The following is a 15426-nucleotide window of genomic DNA, read 5'->3' on the forward strand; positions in this document are numbered from 1 at the left end:
ATGCTAAATTGAGGGCCTCAATGCAAGGTTACATACTTCGCAAGCTGATCTCGCTGCCGCTGATCCTGATCGGTGTGTCGCTGCTCGTTTTTATCTCCATCCGTATGCTGCCCGGCGAACCGGCCCGCGTGATGGCAGGTCCCGAGGCGACCCAGGAAGCCGTCGATGCGATGACAGTGCGCCTTGGCCTTCATCGCTCCATTCCCGAGCAATACGCCACATTCGCAATCAGCGCGCTGCAGGGCGACTTCGGCGAATCCATCCGTTCACGCCTGCCGGTCTGGGATGAGATTGCTCAACGACTGCCCTATACGCTGGCCCTCGCAGTAACGTCCTATATTCTGGCAATTGCTGTCGGTGTGCCCGCAGGGATGCTTGCGGCGATTTATCGAAACCGGCCTCCGGACTATATAGTCATGGTCTTTGCCATTGCTGGCGCCTCGATTGCCAATTTCTGGATGGCGCTGCTGGCGATGAACTACTTTTCGGTCCATCTGGGCTGGCTACCCTTGCTGGGCGCCAATTCGTGGCAAAGTTACATTCTGCCTTCCGTAACGCTGGCAGTTCTGCCAATGGCGGTTATCGCACGCATGACCCGCTCTTCGATGATCGAGGTCTTGAGCCAGGATTATATCCGCACGGCGCGTGCCAAGGGCTTGCCGGTTTCCAAGGTCTATTGGAGCCATGCGCTGCGCAATGCACTCATCCCGATCGTTACGATTGTCGGCCTGAATTTCGGTGGCCTGATCGGTGGCGCGGTTGTAACCGAAACGGTGTTCAACTGGCCCGGCATCGGCAGGTTGATGGTCGATGCCGTCCGCTACCGCGATTATCCCGTGATCCAGGGTGTGACCATGGTGGCCGTCTTTGGTGTCGTTGTCATCAACTTCGCTGCCGAAATGATTATCGCTGCCCTCAATCCCAGAATCAGGTTCGACTAGTGAGCGCTTCCCCAAATATCGTGGCACCCGCCCGCAATCGCATCCGGCTGCGTCGGAGTTGGGCGTGGTGCCAGCAAAATGCCAATATCGTCATTGGCGGATTTCTGATCGGTCTTATCGTTCTCGCGGCGATCCTTGCACCATGGATTGCCGGGGCCGATCCTTACGCACAGAACCTGGCGAACACACTACAGCCACCCTCTTGGGAGCACCCGTTCGGCACCGATGACAATGGCCGTGATATTTTCGCGCGAGTCATTTACGGCGCGCAGATCTCGCTGCTCGAAGTGTTTCTCAGTGTCGGGATCGCCACGGCTGTCGGTGTGCCCCTTGGCATTATCGCTGGCATGACCGGACGCATGGTCGATCATGTCATCATGTGGATAATGGACGTACTCTTTGCCTTCCCCGGCATTGTTCTGGCTATCCTGATAGTGAGTATCCTCGGGCCAAGCCTGTTCAATCTCATGATCGCCATAGCGCTGTTTGCCATTCCGGTTTATGCACGTCTGAGCCGCAACATCACGCTTGGTCTCAAGAGCATGGAATTCATCGAGGCGGCGATTGCGCTGGGGGTTCCGCAATGGCGCATTCTTGTGCACTACATCCTGCGCAATTCGGTCGGGCCGATTATCGTACAGTCGACCCTGACGGCGGGCACGGTTATTCTTACGGCTGCATCTTTGTCGTTTCTCGGGCTTGGTGCCCAGCCACCGATACCTGAATGGGGTGCCATGATGAGCCAGGGGCGAAATTATCTTGGGGTAAACATCTGGATGTCATTGTTTCCTGGCCTTGCCATTATGATCACGGTCCTGGGATTCAATATCCTTGGTGACGGCCTGCGCGACCTGCTGGACCCGAGAAAATGACAATGACGGCCAGCGACGCTGCTCATCCGCCCCAAACGGATGCCATAGCCTATTGCGCCGATGTTGGCGGTTCGTTCATCAAGTTCGGCCGGGCTTACGGTCCGGGCATGGTTGCTGTCGAAGAGCAGGTGCCAACGCCTGTCGCTTCATGGCAGGGCTTCATGGATGCCTTGGCCGGCCTGATCCAGCGCCGTGGTGCCCAGTTAAGCGATTTGCCGCTCGCCATTTCAACGACGGGCTTGTTCGATCCGCGCACTGGACAGGTCAATGCAGCCAATATCGGCTGCTTTTCCGGACATGATCTTGTAACCGAGCTTTCGGCCTATCTGGGTCGCAAGATATTGATTGCCAATGATGCCGACAGCTTTGCTCTGGCCGAAGCCAATGTCGGCACGGGCAAGGGGCACGATGTCGTCATGTCCATAATCCTTGGCACCGGTGTCGGTGGCGGACTGGTGGTTGGAGGACGATTGGTGCAAGGCGCTGGCGGGGTTACAGCGGAGTGGGGCCATGGCGCGATTGTGCGCACCAGCGTTGCACTTCCCGGAACCGGCGAGGAAATCACCGTTCCGCGCTTTGCCTGCGGCTGCGGCCAGGTTGGCTGTACCGACACAATAGGCGGCGCGCGTGGTATCGAACGCTTGCATAAACATCTGACCGGCGATCGGTGCACCAGTTACGATATTCTTGACCTCTGGGAGGCTGATGATCCGATTGCCGCTCGAACGGTTGGCGTCTATATCGAGCTTTTGAGCGAACCTTTGGCCTTTGCGGTCAATATTTCTGGGGCGCGTATCGTCCCTGTCGGAGGGGGACTTGCCGTTCGTACGGCCTTGATCGAGGAGTTGGACAAGGCTGTGCGCAAGCGTACGCTCAACCTTTATCCCAAGCCACTGGTCGTTCCCGGACGCTATATGAAGGACGGGGGGCTCGTGGGCGTTTCCGTGCTGGCGACGCAGCAGTAAAGCGACCAGAAGGAGAGAAAAATGAACGGCAAAATTCTTGAAATCTGCGTCGACGATGCCGCTGGCCTCGAGGCTGCTATTGCGGGTGGTGCGGATCGGATTGAACTGTGCTCGGCACTTTCGGTTGGTGGGCTGACGCCTTCGCGCGGCTTTATGGCTTTGGCGGCGAATGCGCCTGTGCCGGTTTATGCGATGATACGGCCCCGCGGTGGCGACTTCATCTTCTCGCAAGGCGACATCGATACAATGCTCAACGATATAGACGCCGTGCGCCAGTGCGGTCTGGCAGGCGTCGTGCTCGGCGTAAGTCGCGATGACAGCACTCTCGATGCGATGACGCTTGAGAAATTGATCGACCATGCCGAAGGACTCGGTACCACATTGCATCGTGCCTTCGATCTGGTGCCCGACTTTTCCGAGGCTGTCGAAACCGCAATTGCTCTGGGCTTTGAGCGTATTCTGACTTCGGGTGGAAAAAAGACTGTGGTCGACGGTCTGGATAGTCTCGAAAAGATCGTTTCGCTGGCCGCTGGTCGCATATCGATCATGCCCGGCGCGGGCGTAAAGGTCGGCAATGCCGCTTCTATCCTTAAACGGCTCGGCGTTGATGAAATCCACTCATCGGGTGGCATCCCCAATAGTGGCGCCGCCGCCAGAACACTCGAACTCGGCTTTGATACCACCGACCGCAGAATAACCGACCCGGCAACCGTGGCCGCGCTTAAGGCCCAGGTCAGCAGCGTCGCAAATTAGGAAGACTTTTATGCAGAATACCGACCGGATCTGGGACCTGATCGATGCAAAGCGCGAGGACTTTTTCGGGCTCAGTGACCGCATCTGGGGTATGCCCGAAATCGCCTATACGGAATATCGCTCGGCCGAAGAGCATCGCAAGATGCTCCAAGAGCAAGGCTTTGCCATCACCCAGGGACCGGCCGGCATTCCCACGGCGGTGATCGGTGAGGCGGGCAGCGGTGGTCCCGTTATCGCGATCCTTGGCGAATACGATGCGCTGCCCGGTCTGAGTCAGGAGGCCAATATTGCCGAGCCCAGGCCATTGCCGGGCAACGGATATGGCCACGGTTGCGGCCACAACATGCTTGGCTCTGCCGCGCTTTTGGCAGCAACCGCGCTCAAGGACTATCTCGCCCAAAACAATCTTCCCGGCACCATCCGGTATTATGGCTGTCCTGCGGAAGAAGGCGGCGCGGCGAAGGCCTTTATGGTGCGCGCCGGGCTTTTTGACGATGTGGATGCCGCGATCACCTGGCATCCGGCATCGATGAACCGGGTCGACAAGGCCGGCAGCCTCGCCAATACCCGGATCGATTTTACCTTCACTGGCCGTGCTTCCCATGCCGCCGCCGCGCCTCATCTCGGTCGCTCGGCACTGGATGCGATGGAACTGATGAGCGTTGGCGTCAACTATATGCGCGAGCATATGCCATCCGATGCACGCATTCATTACGCCGTTCTCGATGGTGGTGGCATCGCGCCCAATGTTGTTCAGGCAAGAGCCAAGGTGCGCTATGCGGTTCGCGCTCGTGATGTTCACGGCATGAAGGCCCTCAATGAGAGGGTGATCAAGGTCGCACGCGGCGCCGCCATGATGACGGAAACAGAGGTTGAAATCAGAATCTTCTCGGCCGTCTCAAACCTTTTGGGCAATAGCCCGCTCGAAGAGGTGATGTTTGCAAATATGCAGCGCCTTGGTCCGGTCCAGTTCGACGCCGCCGATCGCGCATTCGCTGCCCAGATACAGGCAACGCTTTCTGCCGAAGACATTGCGGCTGACTATCGTGCTGTAGGGCTCCAGACCCGAGATGATACACCGCTCTGCGATTTTCTGGTGCCGCTCGACGCTGTTGGCGAGCCCATGATCGGGTCAACCGATGTAGGCGATGTTTCCTGGGCAGTGCCAACTGTGCAGGCGCGCGTTGCCACCCATGCCATCGGAACACCAGGTCATTCCTGGCAGATCACGGCGCAGGGCAAGGCGAGTGCCGCACACAAGGGATTGGCCCATGCCGCAAAAATCATGGCCGGAACCGCTGCCGATCTGTTGGCCGATCCTGAACTTCTGGAAAAGGCGAAGGCCGATCACAAGGCACGGATTGGCAAACTGCCCTATTCGTGCCCGATCCCCGACGACGTAAACCCGCCGATCCAGCCGCGCCCTGAAAACCTCTGACACGGCTGTTGCAACGCTTTTACGGGCAGAATTGCCCCGGTTCGGGGAAGTCCGGGCCGCGGGCACATTCATAAGTGCTGGCACGATAGATGATCCTGTCTTCCATCATGCCCAGCGATGCCAGCCGTTCCCAGATCGCAGCAACGGAATCGTCGAGCAACCCACCCCAGCGATAAGCGGCCTCCAGCCCAATATCCTGTCCCAGATTGCCTTCGATAACAGCTTCGATGACCGGTTCGGGGATAGACGCTCCGTCATTTGTGCCGTCGGGGCCTTCGGGCTCCACATCGCCCAGCAGAATTTCGGCAGCGGCAAAAGGGGTAAGAACACCATTCGCGCTGACCGCGAAGGGCACATCGAGCGATATTGGCGCTTCCTCCATTTCGCTCCACGGCAAGTCGCCCTCAATCACCGAATTGGGGGATAGACAAGGACGGCCAAAACACAGCGCCGCGCTTGCAGCGTCCTCGGAAATCTCGGCATATCCGGCAGCAGAAATGATCGCCCGGTTGCCCATCACCGGTTGGGTGACAAGACGCCACGCAACATGCGGGCCGACGCCGAATTCCTCAATTGGCGCAACGGCATCTGCGCCCAAAGATTGCACAAGGTCCTCGCGGATGGCCGGGCCGACATTGAAGCGTTGCACTTCCATAAAGCTCAAGGGGAGGGCTGCCGCGCTTGGCGGTGCATCGATCCACGCGATGCCGTAGCTGATCCTGTATCGTACCCGGTCCGGACCACTTCCCTGCGATGCCACGGCAAGCATGGCCATCGGCACCGGGCCAATATCGGCGGTGGGATGAAAAATAGTGGCGTCCGGGTCCGAAGGCGCCAGAGCGGCGTTGATCTTTTTCCAGAGTTTATCGGGATCGACGGCTTCAAAGCCGTTCTGGGTCACATAGGCCTGGGCAATATCGTTCTGCGCCATTGCAAGTAAAGTGCAGCAGATGGCCGCTGCAAACCCAAGTGAATAAGCAATCTGTCTTTTCACCGCGCATCCCCTCGTCCTCTTTTCAAGTGGCGCATCTTAACAGGAGGGCATCTGACTTGAACCCCTTCGTTCAGATGAGATCGCTGTCGACAACCCAGCCGTCATTTTCGTGCCGCAAGATCGGCGAACGGAATGCGCCGCGGACCTTGCCGGCAGCATCCGGCGACAGCGCCTTTTTCCAGCGATTGCCCTGCTCCATGGCAACACAAATGCCAACTGGCGACAATCCCGCCTTGTCCAGCAAGCGCAGGACGGCGGCAAGTGAGGCGCCCGAACTCACCACGTCGTCCACCAGCAGGATGCGCTTGCCTTCGAGCAGAGGCAACATGCGCGGATCGAGATAGATGTCTTTGCCTCCACCTGGCGTCGTGATGGATTTAAGTGGCTCGGAAAGCGCCTCGTCGTACCAGAATTTGCGCGAGGTTCCCAAGGCCACCATGCGCGAATGACCAAGCCGCCGCGCTACACCATTGGCCAATGGCAACCCCAATGTCGGCACGCCGATAACAATCTCCGGTTCCAGCGGTCTGCTATTGGTCGCCATCACCTCGGTCAGCGCATCTTCAACTTCAAAACTGGCCTGATTGACGATCAGCGATGCGACGGCCCGAGTCCCGTCGCCGGGTAAAACACGAATGGGCAGGAGTATCTGCCGCCCGTCTGGCAAATCCGCCGGATAGGCATCGGCGAAAACGGTATTGGGGTCATTGGAAAATGCTTTTGGCGGGTAGAGCGTTTGCCAGAAAGTGTGGGCGGGAATTGCAGTCACAAAAGCCCCTCTTGAGTTGGGCGGTTCTATGGTTCAAACCACGTTTAGAGCGTGTCCAGCAAAAGCATGCCCTTGGACTTGATCCGAGGGTGAAAACGGTTTTGCGGTTCGGACGCGCGACAATGTACAGACCGAGAACCACTGTAAAGGAGTTTGGCAAGTCATGCCGTCAACACCGCCCCATGGCGATAACGATCCGTTTGAAATCGAAATGCTGACGGCCCTGCGGCGTGACTTGCATATGCACCCTGAATTGGGGTTTGAAGAAGAACGCACCGCCGCCATCGTTGCCGAAAAACTCGAGGAAGTCGGCATAAAGGTGCATAAAGGGCTGGGGCGAACGGGTGTGGTTGGCACGCTCAAGGTCGGCGATGGCGATGGCGTGATTGCCCTGCGTGCCGATATGGACGCGCTCGCCATGCCGGAAATGGGCGATCGTCCCTATAAGTCCAGGACACCGAACAAGATGCACGCCTGCGGCCACGACGGTCATACGACAATGCTGCTCGGCGCTGCGCGCCATCTCGCCCGCAGCCGCAATTTTTCCGGCACTGTGCATTTCATCTTCCAGCCCGCCGAAGAGGGCAGGGGCGGGGCCAAGGCAATGGTCGATGACGGCTTTTTCGATCTCTTCCCGACCGATCGCGTTTACGGGTTGCACAATATGCCGGGCCTTGCCCCCGACGAAATGGCGGTGGTTGCCGGGCCGCAATTGGCGTCCTCCGATAGCTGGACAGTTGAGTTCACAGGCATCGGCACCCATGGCGCCAAGCCGCATCTGGGGCGCGATCCTATTGCCGCCTCGGCGCATTTCCTTTCCGCCATTCATACGATTGTTGCGCGCATGGTTGATCCGCTCGAACCTGCCGTTGTCAGCGCCTGCGCATTGGAAGCCGGCGATTTCAATGCGCTCAATGTCATTCCCGATACCGTGCGTATCGGCGGCACGGCACGCGCCTATTCGGTTGCTGTGCGCGACCAGCTTGAGGCAGAGATCGGCAATCTTGCGCGGGGTGTAGCGCAGATGTTCGGCATAAGGGCCGACTACGCCTTCATGCGCCGTATCCCGCCGGTCATAAACGATGCCGATGCAACCGCCCGTGCGCTCGCCGCCGCGCGCGATGCGCTTGGCATCGCTAATGTGCGCACCGAGTTTCCACCCTCAACCGCAGGTGACGATTTCGCTTTTTTCTCAGGCAAAGTTCCGGGCTGCTATGTCTGGCTGGGCAATGGCCCCGCGGTCGATGGGGCGCTGCATCACAACACGCGCTATGATTTCAACGACGATGCTATCCTGCCCGGCATCCGCTTCTGGAGCCAGATCGTCGAAAACGAACTGCCATCGAAAAGCTAAGTTTTTCCAAGTCCATCAGACAGACAATCCAGGGCGGCTTGCGCATCGATACCCATGGCGACATTGATGGCAGGGCCATGCTGCACTTGTGTCAATGCGCCCGGCCTGTCCCCATCATTTACCGCAAGCGCCATAGGCTCAATCTCAAACAACTTCGGCGCCAGATGATAAAGCATCACGCATGGGTCGTGCAGGGGCCGCGACTCCCGCGCGGCATTGTCAGCAAAATAGGCGGCAATCAGATCGGCTGAAATCTGCGCCGCCCTTGTTTCCAAACTGGCTAGACGCTGGAGATAGTCGGGCGTCGCCCGCAATCGCCGCGTCACATCCAGGGGTATCAGCACGATCTCTGCGCCTGATCCAAAAACGATCTGCGCAGCCTTGGGGTCGGCGGCCATGTTGAACTCGGCATAGGGCCCGGCATTGCCCGGTTCGTTTATCGTGCCGCCCATGATGATCACCCTGCCGATCCGGGCAAAGGCGTCCTTGTCGGCGAGATAAAGCGCGGCAAGATTGGTCAGAGGCCCGAGCGCAAGGATGTCGATTTCGCCCGGCTCTGCTCCGATCAAAAGCTCGGAAAACAGCTCGACAGCGCTCAAGCCCGAAACTGGTGCAGCAGGTTCGGGCAGCGCAACGCCGCCCAAGCCGTCCGATCCGTGAATGGTTTCTTCGTCCCGCCCGGAACCGGAAAGCGGCTTGGCGGCTCCGCGGGCATAAGGGACGCTCTCGCGCCCCATGGCAGAGAGTAAGCGCCCGGCATTTGCGGTGGTGCGCTCAATCCCGATATTGCCTGCAACGGTTGTAATCGCGCGAACATCGAACGCCGGATGATTGAGCGCCAGCAAAATGCCCACGGCATCATCGAGACCGGGATCGGTATCGATGATAACCTTGCGCGGCTTAGTCCTCATAGGCCGGAACCAGCTCCATCTCCGGAACCTTGACCAACCCCTTGTCGGTAATGCGGATTTCGGGGATCACCGACAGCGGAATCAGATTGAAGCCCATATAGGGAATAGCGCATCCGGCCTCATCCCAAACCTTTTTCAGGATTCGGGTTTCTTCGGCCACTTCATGCACCCGCTTGTCGGAAATCAGACCGGCAACCGGCAGGGCAACAAAGGCTTCTACATTGCCGTCCCGCACGACAACGATGCCGCCATTGGCTTCCGTAATGGTTTTGAGCGCCAGGTCCATATCCGCTTCATTGGTGCCCGCAACTATAATGTTGTGGCTGTCATGGCCAACGCTCGAAGCGACCGCACCGGCCTTGAGGCCGAATTCGTGCAGGAAGCCATGGGCCACTCCGCCATCGGATTTGCCGTGCCGCTCGATCACGGTCACGAAGGTCAGGTTGTACTTTTCCAGCAACGTTTCCCAATCGTTGGATGGTTCAACTGCAATCTTGCGATGGGGCAGGGTGATGCCCGGCATTTCAATACCGATTGCATTCACCGTCACAGGCTTGCCAGGCATTTCGGGGATCAGCTTGGGCGCCCGTGGAACATGAACTGTTTTATAGGCAGCGTCCGGATAGTGGTAGCGGTTCGATAGAGCTTCATCGAGCACCGGCGTGATCTTCTTGCCCTCAACGACAAGTTCGCCGCCAAACCAGGTATTCTGCACGTCCAGATCGTCATTGAGCAGAACAAGATCGGCCCGGCGCCCGCCGCCAAGCCCGCCGAACTCTCCGTCCATGCCGTACCGCGTTGCGCCATGCAGCGAACCCATGGCCCAGGCCTGTTCCTTGCTCATGCCCAGTTCCACGGCCTGCCGGGTCACCCAATCGAGCCCAAAGGCCAACAGATCGTCGGCATCGCGGTCGTCGGTACAGACACAGAAGCGCTTATGAGAGGCCCCCAATTCCGTCACCGCCTTGATGGCCTGTTCGATGGAATTCCAGGGCGTTGCGGGATTGCCGCCGCGCAGGAAAACCCAGATACCCGCATCGGCAAAATCATTGGCTATATCGCGATCCACAGCCTCGTGGGTGTCGGTCACGCCCGCCGCCGCATAGGGCTGAACGAACTCGCGCCCATAGATATGGCCCGATACCGGCCGGTTGCGCTTGAGAGACTCCGCGATGATCGCATGGCTGCGCGGGTCCCCCATGACAACGGGCACGAAATCCATCTTTTCCCCCAGAGCGACCGCCTCGGGCCATTTATCGAACAGGGCGCCGATTTTCTCCGGTGTCAAATCGCCGCCCGCCGTTTCCAGCTCCGGCGATGTCGCGGGTACGGTGGACGGAACCGTCAGGAAGATCGAAAGCGGTGCCTGCCGGGCGTCCTCCAGCATCGCCTCCACACCGGCAACATCCATGACATTGCCGATTTCGTGGCTGTCGCAGAAGATCGTCGTCGTGCCGTTGAGCAATGCCGCCTCCGCATAAGCGCAGGCTGTAATCATCGAACTTTCGATATGGATATGCGGGTCGACAAGACCAGGGGCGATTATGCCCCCTTTCGCATCGTAAATTGCCTTGGGAGCCGGGCCGTTCTTGTGTGCCCCAAGCGGCTTGATCGCCGCAATGCGCCCTCCCGAAAGCCAGATTTCACTCGGGCCCGAAATGCGTTCCGAATAGGTGGAGAGCATACGCGCATCGGTGATGACCAGATCCGCCGCGGCCCGTCCCGAAGCGACAGCGGCCAGTTGGCGGGTTTGGGTATGGAGCGGGGCAACCGAAAAGCGGGTCAACTGTGCCATGTGTGATCTCCGATGCGTTTATGATGGTTATGCTTTTTGCTGGTCAGCAAGCGCGGCCAGAACCCGGATGAACGAGCGGATGCCGCCCTTAAAGCTCGAAAGGTCGTACTTTTCGTTCGGGCTGTGGATACGATTATCGAACCGTGCAAAGCCGACGAGCAGCGTGTCCATGCCCAGCTTGCGCTTGAAATCGCCTACAATCGGGATCGAGCCACCGGTTCCGGCAAGCGCCGCTTCGCGCCCCCATTCGGCGCCGAGAGCGTCGCGGGTGGCCGTAAGCATTGGGCTTTCCAGCGGCAAGGCGATTGCCGGGCTCGCGCCATGCGATTCAAATGTCACCGAGCAATCCTGCGGCACCCGCGCCCGAACATGGGCACGGAACGCGTCGCGGACGGCAATAGGGTCCTGTCCTGCCACCAGCCGGAACGAGACCTTGGCGCGCGCCTTTGCGGGAATGACGGTCTTGAACCCTTCCTGGGTATAGCCACCGATCATGCCGTGGATTTCGCAGCTTGGCCGCGCCCAAACCTGTTCGAGGATCGAGCGGCCTTTTTCACCGGCAGGGATGGTCAGCCCGACATCGGACAAAAACGCTTCCTGATCGAACGGCAGCCGTTCCCATTGTGCCTTGATTTCGGGATCGAGTTCGGAAACCCCATCGTAAAAGCCTTCAACAGCCACCCCGCCATCTTCGGTGCGCAGGCTGGCAATAATGTCGGCAGTCACCTGTAGCGCATTGCGCGCCGCATTGCCGAACATGCCTGAATGCAGGTCACGATCCGCGCAGGTGATCTCGAACTCCTCGCCAACTAGTCCGCGCAGCATGGTGGTGATTGCCGGTGTTTCGCGATCCCACATATCGGTATCGCACACCAGCACCACATCGGCTTTCAGTTCCTCGGCGGTCTCTTCAAGGAAGGGGCCAAGGCTTTTGCTGCCCGCTTCTTCTTCGCCTTCAAACAGCATGGATACCTTGATCGGCAGGCTGCCTGTAACCGCCTTCCATGCGCGGCAGGCTTCAACGAAGGTCAGCAACTGCCCTTTGTCGTCCGAGGCGCCTCGGCCAACGATATGGGTATCCCCATCCGGCGCAGGGCGCAGTACCGGCTCGAACGGATCGCTTTCCCAAAGTTCGATCGGATCGACCGGCTGCACATCGTAATGACCGTAAAACAGCACATGCGGTCCGTCGGCAGCAACATTGTGGCCCACCACCATCGGGTGGCCTTCGGTCTTTCTCACCGAGGCGTCGAACCCAAGGTCCTTGATGGCATCGGACAGCCACTCGGCCGCGCGCACGCAATCGGCAGCATAGGCGGAGTCGGTTGAAACGGACGGAATACGGATCAAATCGCACAGTCGCTCGACGCTTTCATCAAGATGCGCATCTGCGTAATCGAGAACGGCCTGCAATTGGCTTTCAGTCATGGTCTGGCTACTCTTTTTGACGCGCTGCATCTATGGCAGCGATTTCGGTTCTGAATTTGTCGGCCACCGCAAGCGCATCCGCAAGCACCTTTTGCGGTTCAAGCGTCAGCACTTGCCGGTCCCGCATTAGCCAATTTCCATCCACCATAACATCGCAAACGTCAGTTGGCATGGCGGCGAAAACCAGCATGGAGTAAGGGTCGTAAATCGGGTGTAGGCGCGGCGCGGCAAGGCTGATCCGTATGAGATCGGCCTTCTTGCCCGCTTCCAGCGAACCGATCCTGTCGTCAAGGCCCAGCACTTTTGCGCCCTCGATTGTCGCCATGCGGATAACGTCTTTGGTCGGCATAGGCTTGCGCGAGTGGCCAAGGATTTTCGCAAAGATCGAGACCACCCCGAACTGAGCGAAAAGATCCAGCGTATTTCCACTCATCGGGCCGTCGGTTGCAATGCCGACTGCAATGCCAGCCTTGCGCATGTCCTCCACGCGCGCCATGCCGCGCCCGCCCTTGCCATTCGAGCGGGCGTTATGCGCAACGCCCACACCCGATTGCGCCAGAATGGCAATGTCGTCATCGTCGATCAAAAGGCAATGGGCCGCGATTGTGCTCGGCTTGAGCAGGCCCGAACGCGCGGTAACGCCAACCGTCGAAAGCCCGTATTTTTCGCGCGCCCAGGCAATTTCGGGCTCGGTCTCGGCAAGGTGAATTTGCACCGGTAGGCCCGGATGATCGTCCGACCACTGCGCCACCCGCTCCATGATTGCCGGTCCGGTGGAATAGGGCGCGTGCGGCGCAATCGAAGCCGTGACGCGTGCATGATCTGCAAATGTATCGGCCAACTCGTCAACCAGCGCAAAGCCGGCATCGAAGCTCTTGTGATCGGGCGCATCGAAATCGGCAAGCGTCTGGCCAACGATCCCGCGCATCCCCGCCCGGTCGATGACATGGCCAACCTCGGTCTCGAAATAATACATGTCGGCAATGCTGGTGACGCCGCCCATGATCGATTCCAGTGCCGAAAGCGTGGTCCCGGCGCGCACCATTTCCGGGGAAACGAATTTGCGTTCGAGCGGCAGCATATAGCGGAACAACCGGTCGTCCACATCCTCGCCCAGCCCGCGAAACAGAGACATGGCCATATGGCAATGGGTGTTGACCATGCCCGGCATCACGATGTCGCCGCTCATGTCGACAATTTCAGCGTTCGGCACCTGTGGTGGCGCGCCATCACCCAAAGCGACAATGGTATCGCCGGAGATATGCAGCCAGCCCCTGGCATGGATCGTCATCGTCTCATCGACGGTAAGGATCCACGCATTTGTCAGAACCGTGTCGGTCATTCCGGCTTCAAAATCGTACACTGATCGGCGACGGGCACCAGCTTGGCGGTGGCGCCGGGTTCAAGCGGATTGGACAGCGCGCCATTGGCAATGAGCTTTCCCGCAACCGTTTCACACTCATACTGATAGGCACGGCCGAGATAGGTCCGCAGCCCCAGCTTTGCGGCTATGCCTTCAGCCCCAGGGTCGGAGGAAACCGAAAGTCCGTCCGCGCGTGTTGCGAGCACGAATTTATCGTCTATCGCTCCAAACCGGTCCTGCGAGAATTTGAGTGTCGATCCGTCCGAAAGGCTGGCGGTGACGGTCTCGCCATCGCGTGCAGTAACGGTCATGGGGATCAGGTTTTCAAAGCCCACAAAACGCGCAACGAAAGCATTGGCAGGCCGCTGGTACAGCGTTTCAGGTGTATCGAGTTGCATGATCCGCCCTTCATTCATGATCGCAACACGATCGGAAATCGAAAAGGCCTCTTCCTGATCGTGGGTCACATAAACCGAAGTCGTGCCATTGGCGCGCTGCAGCTTGCGGATTTCCACCCGCATATCCACACGCAGCTTGGCATCGAGGTTCGAGAGCGGCTCATCGAACATCAAAAGCGGTGGTTCGATGACCAGCGCGCGGGCCAGCGCCACGCGCTGTTTCTGTCCGCCGGAAAGCGCTGCGGGCAAACGGTCGGCAAGATGATCGAGCCCCACACGCTCAAGGAAGGCGTTCGCCCGTTTATTGCGCTCTGCAGCGGCGATGCCGCGCTGCTTTAGCCCGAAGGCAACATTGTCACGCACGGAAAGGTGGGGGAACAGCGCGTAGTTCTGGAACACCAGTCCGATATCGCGGGCATGTGCCGGTAGCTTGGTCAGGTCCTTGTCGCCAAGCCGGATCGTGCCCGATGTCGGCTGCAAAAAACCGGCGATAAGGCGCAGGGTTGTCGTCTTGCCGCAGCCCGAAGCGCCCAGCAGGGAAACCAGTTCCCCTTCGCCGATGTCCAGCGACAGGTCCTCAAGCACTTTGGTCGTGCCGTAATGGGCGGTGATGTTGTTGATTGAAAGAGGCAGTGTCACGGAACGAACCTTACTTGGTGTTGGCGACGGCGGTCAGGCCCAGCGTACGCTCGACGATTATCATCACGATAACGGTGAGAACCATGAGCAGCACTGAAACCGATGCGATTGTGGGGTCAAAGAACTGCTCCACATGCGCCAGGATCTGGATGGGAAGTGTCGAAATGCCCGGACCCGTCAGGAACAGGGATACCGATACGTCATTGATTGAGGTGATGAAGGCCAGAATGAAGGCCGCGATCACCCCCGAACGGACATTGGGCAGAACGATCGTGAAAAAGGTCTTGGCGGGCCGGCTGCCAAGGCTGATCGCCGCTTCTTCGATACTGAAATCGAATGAGGATAGCGCCGCCGAAATCACCCGGATCACATAGGGCAATACTAATAGCGTGTGCCCGATCAGTAGCGTGAAAAAGATCGGTACACCGCTATCCACATTAACCGAACGCAGTAGCGAAAAGCCCATCACGATTTCGGGCACCAGAATGGGCAGCACAAACAGGGTTGAAAGCCAGCCCGGTAACTGGACGCGATACCGGTTGAGCGCATAGGCGGCGGGTATGCCGATAATCAGCGCAATGGTTGTCGCTAGAAACGCGATCTGGAGCGAGGTGATGATGGTGCGCCGGAAGGCGCTGATCGCCCAGATATTTTCAAACCAATGCAGGGTAAGGCCCTGCGGCGGGAAGGTCAGGTAACTCGTGTCGCTGATCGCTGCGCCGAAGATGATGACTAGCGGCCCGATCAGGAACACATAGACCAGCGCGGTAAAGCCGATAAGGGCGGGATTGATACGTGTTGTCATG

At 58.8% G+C, this 15426-nt stretch carries 14 protein-coding genes; 6 read left to right on the forward strand and 8 right to left on the reverse strand.

Annotated elements, in window-relative coordinates:
* The first annotated feature begins 20 nt into the window (after positions 1 to 20).
* From EO133_RS18155 to EO133_RS18175, 5 genes are read left to right on the forward strand one after another with little or no spacing between them, the layout of a single operon-like run.
* Positions 21 to 941: an ABC transporter permease gene (locus tag EO133_RS18155; protein ID WP_127074074.1), complete on the forward strand. Its 921-nt coding sequence runs from the start codon at positions 21 to 23 to the stop codon at positions 939 to 941.
* Positions 941 to 1813 carry an ABC transporter permease gene (locus EO133_RS18160; RefSeq protein ID WP_244640834.1) on the forward strand — a complete coding sequence of 291 codons (873 nt, stop codon included), beginning with the start codon at positions 941 to 943 and terminating at the stop codon, positions 1811 to 1813. The genes EO133_RS18155 and EO133_RS18160 overlap by 1 nt, the downstream gene beginning before the upstream one ends.
* Before the next feature lie 2 nt (positions 1814 to 1815).
* Positions 1816 to 2778, forward strand: coding sequence for an ROK family protein (locus tag EO133_RS18165; protein ID WP_164735092.1), 963 nt, complete (start codon positions 1816 to 1818; stop codon positions 2776 to 2778).
* Between the two features lie 21 nt (positions 2779 to 2799).
* On the forward strand, positions 2800 to 3531 hold the full coding sequence (locus EO133_RS18170) for a copper homeostasis protein CutC (protein WP_127074076.1): 732 nt from the start codon (positions 2800 to 2802) through the stop codon (positions 3529 to 3531).
* Positions 3532 to 3541: 10 nt separating this feature from the next.
* On the forward strand, positions 3542 to 4969 hold the full coding sequence (locus tag EO133_RS18175; RefSeq protein WP_127074077.1) for a M20 family metallopeptidase: 1428 nt from the start codon (positions 3542 to 3544) through the stop codon (positions 4967 to 4969).
* Between the two features lie 19 nt (positions 4970 to 4988).
* On the opposite strand, the gene EO133_RS18180 is transcribed toward EO133_RS18175, so the two are convergent.
* Positions 4989 to 5963 (reverse strand): hypothetical protein, encoded by a 975-nt coding sequence (locus EO133_RS18180; protein WP_127074078.1) that lies wholly within the window; start codon positions 5961 to 5963, stop codon positions 4989 to 4991.
* A 70-nt stretch (positions 5964 to 6033) separates the two neighbouring features.
* Positions 6034 to 6732 (reverse strand): phosphoribosyltransferase, encoded by a 699-nt coding sequence (locus EO133_RS18185; protein WP_244640833.1) that lies wholly within the window; start codon positions 6730 to 6732, stop codon positions 6034 to 6036.
* Positions 6733 to 6895: 163 nt separating this feature from the next.
* On the opposite strand from EO133_RS18185, the gene EO133_RS18190 reads away from it, so the two are divergent.
* Positions 6896 to 8086: a M20 aminoacylase family protein gene (locus EO133_RS18190; RefSeq protein WP_127074079.1), complete on the forward strand. Its 1191-nt coding sequence runs from the start codon at positions 6896 to 6898 to the stop codon at positions 8084 to 8086.
* Here EO133_RS18190 and EO133_RS18195 read toward each other — a convergent pair.
* Genes EO133_RS18195 through EO133_RS18220 form a run of 6 tightly spaced genes read right to left on the reverse strand, consistent with a single transcriptional unit; the run spans position 8083 to position 15425 of the window.
* On the reverse strand, positions 8083 to 8997 hold the full coding sequence (locus EO133_RS18195) for a nucleoside hydrolase (protein WP_127074080.1): 915 nt from the start codon (positions 8995 to 8997) through the stop codon (positions 8083 to 8085). The genes EO133_RS18190 and EO133_RS18195 overlap by 4 nt on opposite strands.
* Positions 8987 to 10792, reverse strand: a complete 1806-nt coding sequence (locus tag EO133_RS18200) for an adenine deaminase C-terminal domain-containing protein (RefSeq protein ID WP_127074081.1) — start codon at positions 10790 to 10792, stop codon at positions 8987 to 8989. The genes EO133_RS18195 and EO133_RS18200 overlap by 11 nt, the downstream gene beginning before the upstream one ends.
* 27 nt (positions 10793 to 10819) lie before the next feature.
* Entirely contained in the window at positions 10820 to 12220 is a 1401-nt protein-coding gene (locus EO133_RS18205) for a dipeptidase (protein ID WP_127074082.1), read from the reverse strand.
* Positions 12221 to 12227: 7 nt separating this feature from the next.
* The gene (locus EO133_RS18210; protein ID WP_127074083.1) at positions 12228 to 13562 is read right to left on the reverse strand and encodes an amidohydrolase family protein; all 1335 of its coding nucleotides are present in this window, start codon (positions 13560 to 13562) and stop codon (positions 12228 to 12230) included.
* Positions 13559 to 14620, reverse strand: coding sequence for an ABC transporter ATP-binding protein (locus tag EO133_RS18215; RefSeq protein WP_127074084.1), 1062 nt, complete (start codon positions 14618 to 14620; stop codon positions 13559 to 13561). Before EO133_RS18215 ends, EO133_RS18210 begins: the two co-directional genes overlap by 4 nt.
* 10 nt (positions 14621 to 14630) lie before the next feature.
* A complete protein-coding gene (locus tag EO133_RS18220) occupies positions 14631 to 15425 on the reverse strand; it encodes an ABC transporter permease (RefSeq protein WP_127074085.1) in 795 nt (264 codons plus the stop codon).
* Position 15426: the final 1 nt, after the last annotated feature.

It is taken from the genome of Pelagibacterium lentulum, assembly GCF_003992625.1.
Classification (GTDB): domain Bacteria; phylum Pseudomonadota; class Alphaproteobacteria; order Rhizobiales; family Devosiaceae; genus Pelagibacterium; species Pelagibacterium lentulum.

What these genes read in the sequence shown, in the direction of transcription:
- EO133_RS18155 (WP_127074074.1), top strand. Translation starts at nt 21, where the DNA reads ATGCAAGGTTACATACTTCGCAAGCTGATCTCGCTGCCGCTGATCCTG.
- EO133_RS18165 (WP_164735092.1), top strand. Translation starts at nt 1,816, where the DNA reads ATGACGGCCAGCGACGCTGCTCATCCGCCCCAAACGGATGCCATAGCC.
- EO133_RS18170 (WP_127074076.1), top strand. Translation starts at nt 2,800, where the DNA reads ATGAACGGCAAAATTCTTGAAATCTGCGTCGACGATGCCGCTGGCCTC.
- EO133_RS18175 (WP_127074077.1), top strand. Translation starts at nt 3,542, where the DNA reads ATGCAGAATACCGACCGGATCTGGGACCTGATCGATGCAAAGCGCGAG.
- EO133_RS18190 (WP_127074079.1), top strand. Translation starts at nt 6,896, where the DNA reads ATGCCGTCAACACCGCCCCATGGCGATAACGATCCGTTTGAAATCGAA.
- EO133_RS18195 (WP_127074080.1), bottom strand. Translation starts at nt 8,997, where the DNA reads ATGAGGACTAAGCCGCGCAAGGTTATCATCGATACCGATCCCGGTCTC.
- EO133_RS18200 (WP_127074081.1), bottom strand. Translation starts at nt 10,792, where the DNA reads ATGGCACAGTTGACCCGCTTTTCGGTTGCCCCGCTCCATACCCAAACC.
- EO133_RS18205 (WP_127074082.1), bottom strand. Translation starts at nt 12,220, where the DNA reads ATGACTGAAAGCCAATTGCAGGCCGTTCTCGATTACGCAGATGCGCAT.
- EO133_RS18210 (WP_127074083.1), bottom strand. Translation starts at nt 13,562, where the DNA reads ATGACCGACACGGTTCTGACAAATGCGTGGATCCTTACCGTCGATGAG.
- EO133_RS18220 (WP_127074085.1), bottom strand. Translation starts at nt 15,425, where the DNA reads ATGACAACACGTATCAATCCCGCCCTTATCGGCTTTACCGCGCTGGTC.